Origin of the sequence: Cellulomonas triticagri, assembly GCF_003696205.1 — a bacterium.
GTDB classification, from domain to species: domain Bacteria; phylum Actinomycetota; class Actinomycetes; order Actinomycetales; family Cellulomonadaceae; genus Cellulomonas; species Cellulomonas triticagri.
Map to the genome: position 1 here is coordinate 1 of NZ_RFFI01000195.1, position 4,142 is coordinate 4,142.

At 76.0% G+C, this 4,142-nt stretch carries 4 protein-coding genes; 3 read left to right on the plus strand and 1 reads right to left on the minus strand.

Annotated elements, in window-relative coordinates; all coding sequences use genetic code 11:
- Positions 1 to 224: 224 nt before the first annotated feature.
- Positions 225 to 1,787 carry an aminopeptidase P family protein gene (locus EBM89_RS19750; RefSeq protein ID WP_122151295.1) on the minus strand — a complete coding sequence of 521 codons (1,563 nt, stop codon included), beginning with the start codon at positions 1,785 to 1,787 and terminating at the stop codon, positions 225 to 227.
- Between the two features lie 77 nt (positions 1,788 to 1,864).
- Between EBM89_RS19750 and EBM89_RS19755 the strand changes: the two genes are divergently transcribed.
- The 3 genes from EBM89_RS19755 to EBM89_RS19765 all read left to right on the plus strand — a co-directional run.
- A complete protein-coding gene (locus EBM89_RS19755) occupies positions 1,865 to 2,707 on the plus strand; it encodes a PHP domain-containing protein (protein ID WP_122151296.1) in 843 nt (280 codons plus the stop codon).
- Positions 2,704 to 3,327: a MarC family protein gene (locus EBM89_RS19760; RefSeq protein ID WP_122151297.1), complete on the plus strand. Its 624-nt coding sequence runs from the start codon at positions 2,704 to 2,706 to the stop codon at positions 3,325 to 3,327. The genes EBM89_RS19755 and EBM89_RS19760 overlap by 4 nt, the downstream gene beginning before the upstream one ends.
- Before the next feature lie 78 nt (positions 3,328 to 3,405).
- Positions 3,406 to 4,142, plus strand: a 737-nt coding sequence (locus tag EBM89_RS19765; RefSeq protein WP_233571878.1) for an oxygenase MpaB family protein, incomplete at its 3' end; no start/stop codon positions are given.

Sequence of the window (4,142 nt, forward strand, 5' to 3'; positions counted from 1 at the left end):
CCGGCACCCGCCGCGCCGCAGCCGCCCGCCGAGCCGCGCTACGGGCAGCTCGCGCCGCAGCCGGACCAGGCCGCCCAGCCCGGCCAGCCCGCCGCCGAGGAGCCCGGCAAGCAGGACTGACGGCGCGTGCCGCTGCGACCCCGGCAGCACGCACGACACGAGGCCCCGCCCACCGCGTCTCCGCGGCGGACGGGGCCTCGTGTCGTGCGTCCGGGGGTCCGGGCTCAGCGGCCCGACAGCCCCGCCATCCACGCCTCGACGTCCTCGGGTCGCCGGGGCAGCGCCGCCGACAGGTTCTCGTTGCCGTCGGCGGTCACGAGGACGTCGTCCTCGATGCGCACGCCGATGCCGCGCAGCGCCTCGGGCACCCGCAGGTCGTCGACCTGGAAGTACAGCCCGGGCTCGATGGTGAACACCATGCCGGGCTCGATGACCGCGTCGAGGTACATCTCGCGCCGCGCCTGCGCGCAGTCGTGCACGTCGAGGCCGAGGTGGTGGCTGGTGCCGTGCACCATCCAACGGCGGTGCTGCTGGCCCTCGGGGCTCAGCGACTCGGCGGCGGGGACGGGCAGCATGCCCCACTCGTCCAGGCGCGCGGCGATGACCTCCATGGCGGCGGCGTGCACGTCCCGGAACCTGTTGCCGGGCACGGCGACGGCGAACGCGGCGTCCGCGGCGTCCAGCACGGCCTGGTAGACGCGGCGCTGGTCCTCGGTGAACGTCCCGTCCACGGGGATCGTGCGGGTGACGTCGGCGGTGTAGAGCGAGTCGACCTCGACGCCCGCGTCGATGAGCACGAGCTCGCCGGGGCGGACCTGGCCGTCGTTGTCGGTCCAGTGCAGGGTGGTGGCGTGCGAGCCGGCGGCGGCGATCGTCTCGTAGCCGACGTAGTTGCCCTCGACGCGGGCCTGCGACAGGAACGTGCCCTCGATGACGCGCTCGCCCCGGCGGTGCGCGACGGCCTCGGGCAGGCGGCGCACGACCTCCTCGAAGCCCTGCGCGGTCGCGGCGACGGCGGCGCGCAGCTCGGCGACCTCGTGGGCGTCCTTGATCAGCCGGAGCTCGGACAGCGCCTCGACCAGCGTCGCGTCGACCTCGCCCGCGTCCTCGGTCGCGCGGATCTCGTCGACCACGGCCTCGACCGCCTCGTCGACCTGGGGCACGACGCGCAGCCGCACGCCGTCGGCACCCGCGTCCTTCGCGAGGGCGTCGCGCAGGTCGTCGCTGTGCGCGGTGGTGATGCCGGTGACGGTCGCCATGTCCTCCAGCGTCGGGCGGGGACCGACCCAGAACTCGCCGTACCGGGCGTCCGAGAAGAACTCCTCGGTGTCGCGGCCCGCGAGCGGCCGCAGGTACAGCACCGCGCGGTGGGTGGACCGGGTGCCGTCGGGCAGGACGTCGCCCTCGCCGTCGGCGGCGGGGTGCAGCACGAGGACGGCGTCGGGCTCCTGCTCGGCGCCGAGACCCGTCAGGTGCGCGAACGCGGAGTGCGGCCGGAACCGGTAGTCGGTGTCGTTGCTGCGCACCTTGTACGCGCCCGCGGGCACCACGAGCCGCTCACCCGGGAACCGCGCGCCGAGCCGCGCCCGCCGGGCCGCGGTGCACGCGGCGGCCTCGCCGGCGACGGCGGTGCTCGCGGGGCGCTCCGCCCAGCCGGACGTCACCCAGTCCAGGAACGCCGCGGACTGCGGCCGCTGGCTGCGGTTGGAGCCCCGGTCGGCGAGGGTCTGCTCGGCCGGCGCCTGCGCGGGGGACTCGGGGGACTCGGAGGTGGGTTCGGTGGCCATGGCCCCAGTCTGGCACCGCCGACGCGCCCGGGGCGCTGCGGGCGGGACCACCCCGTACCCCTGAGTAGCCTTGCGCGGTGCGCATCGACCTCCACACCCACTCGTCGGTCTCCGACGGCACCGAGCCGCCGGCGGAGCTGGTGGCGTCGGCTGCCGCCGCGCGCCTCGACGTGATCGCCCTGACCGACCACGACACCACCGCCGGCTGGACCGAGGCCGCCCAGGCCGCGGTCCGCCACGGCGTGGTCCTGGTGCCGGGGACGGAGGTCTCGGCGCTGTCCCGCGGCGTGAGCGTGCACCTGCTGTCCTACCTGCAGGACCCCGCCGACCCGGCGCTCGCCGACGTCCTCGCCCGGACCCGCGACGCGCGCCTGCACCGCGGCCGGGCGATCGTGGAGCGGCTCGCGGAGGACTACCCGCTGACCTGGGACGACGTCGTCGCGCGGCACACCCCGGGGACGGTCGTCGGGCGCCCGCACGTCGCGGACGCTCTCGTGGCGCTCGGCGTGGTGCCGGACCGCACCGCCGCGTTCGCGGACCTGCTGTCCGCGCGCGGGCGCTACTACGTCCCGTACTACGCGCCCGAGGCGGTGGAGGCCGTCGAGGCGATCCGCGCGTCGGGTGGCGTGCCCGTGTTCGCGCACCCCGGCGCCGACGGGCGGGGGCGCGTCGTGCCGGACTCCGACATCGCCGAGCTCGCGGAGGCCGGGCTCGCCGGGCTGGAGGTGCACCACCGCGACCACACGCCGGAGCAGCGGGAGCGCCTGACCGCGCTCGCCGACCGGCTCGGGCTGCTCGTCACCGGTTCCAGCGACTACCACGGCACCGGCAAGGACAACCTGCTGGGGGAGAACCTCACGTCCCCCGAGGCGCTCGCCGAGATCGAGCGCCAGGGCCGCACGGCGGTGGTGGGTCGATGAGCGACGTGCTCGACCTGCGGCTGCTGTCCGAGGTCTTCATCACCCTGTTCGTCATCATGGACCCGCCCGGGACGGTGCCGATCTTCCTCGGTCTCACCGGGACGATGACCCGGCAGCAGCGCAACCGGGCGGCCCGGCAGGCGATCCTCGTCGCGTTCGGCGTCATCCTGGCGTTCGCGGTGTTCGGGCAGAGCCTGCTGTCGTACATGCACATCTCGCTGCCGGCGCTGCAGGCGTCCGGCGGTCTGCTCCTGCTGCTCGTCGCGATGGAGCTGCTGACCGGCAAGGCCGAGGACCCGCAGCCGTCCGGGAACGCGAAGGTCAACGTCGCGCTCGTGCCGCTGGGCACGCCGCTGCTGGCCGGGCCGGGCGCCATCGTCGCGGTCATGGTGTTCGTGCAGCAGAGCGACGGCACCCTCGCGGACTGGCTGGCCATCGCCGTGGGCATCGTCCTGGTGCACGTGTGCCTGTGGCTCGCGATGCGGTTCGCCGGGGTCATCCACCGGCTGCTCGGCGAGTCCGGCACCACCCTGGTCACGCGCATCGCCGGTCTGCTGCTCGCGGCCATCGCGGTGCAGCTCGTCGCCGACGCGGTGCGGGCCTTCATCGAGGCGGGCTGACCAGGCACCTCCTTCATGCCGTGGGCGCGGGTCCGCGTCCGGGTCGCCGGGTCGCCGCGCGCGGGTGAGGATCGGCGGGTGACGTCCCCCGCCCCCACCACCCTGCGCGCGCGGCTCGGGGCCGAGCTGTTCGGTCGGGTCGCCGGGCCGCGCGGCACGCAGGTGCGCGACCGCATCCACGGCACCCCGGGCCCGCGCTGGTTCGGCCCCGACGACGCGATCCGCCGCGTGCACGGCGACGCGTCGATGTTCGTCGGCGGGCTCACCGCGCTACTCCTGCAGTCCTGGCACCCGCTCGCGATGGCGGCCGTCGCCGCGCACTCCGGGTACCGCGGCGACCCGTGGGGCCGGTTGCAGCGCACCAGCACGTTCATCGCGACGACGACGTTCGGAACCGCGGCGCACGCCGAGCAGGTCGTGGCGACCGTCCAGGCGATCCACGACCGGGTCACGGGCGTCACGGCCGACGGCGAGCCGTACGCGGCGTCGGACCCGCACCTGCTGCGCTGGGTGCACGTCACCGAGGCGCACGCGTTCCTCGCCGCCCACCAGCGGTACGGGGCGCACCCCCTGGACGCCGCCGGGTGCGACGCGTACGTCGCCCAGTCCGCGCGCGTCGGCCGGGCGCTCGGCGCCACCGACCTGCCGGACACCGCCGCCGGGCTGCGCGACGCGCTCGACGCGTACGTCCCCGAGCTGCGCGGCACCCCCGAGGCGCGCGAGGCCGCGCGGTTCCTGCTCGTGCACCCGCCGGTCCCGCTGCCGGCGCGGCTGCCCTACGGCGTCCTCGCCGCGGCGGCCGTCGCGGGTCTGCC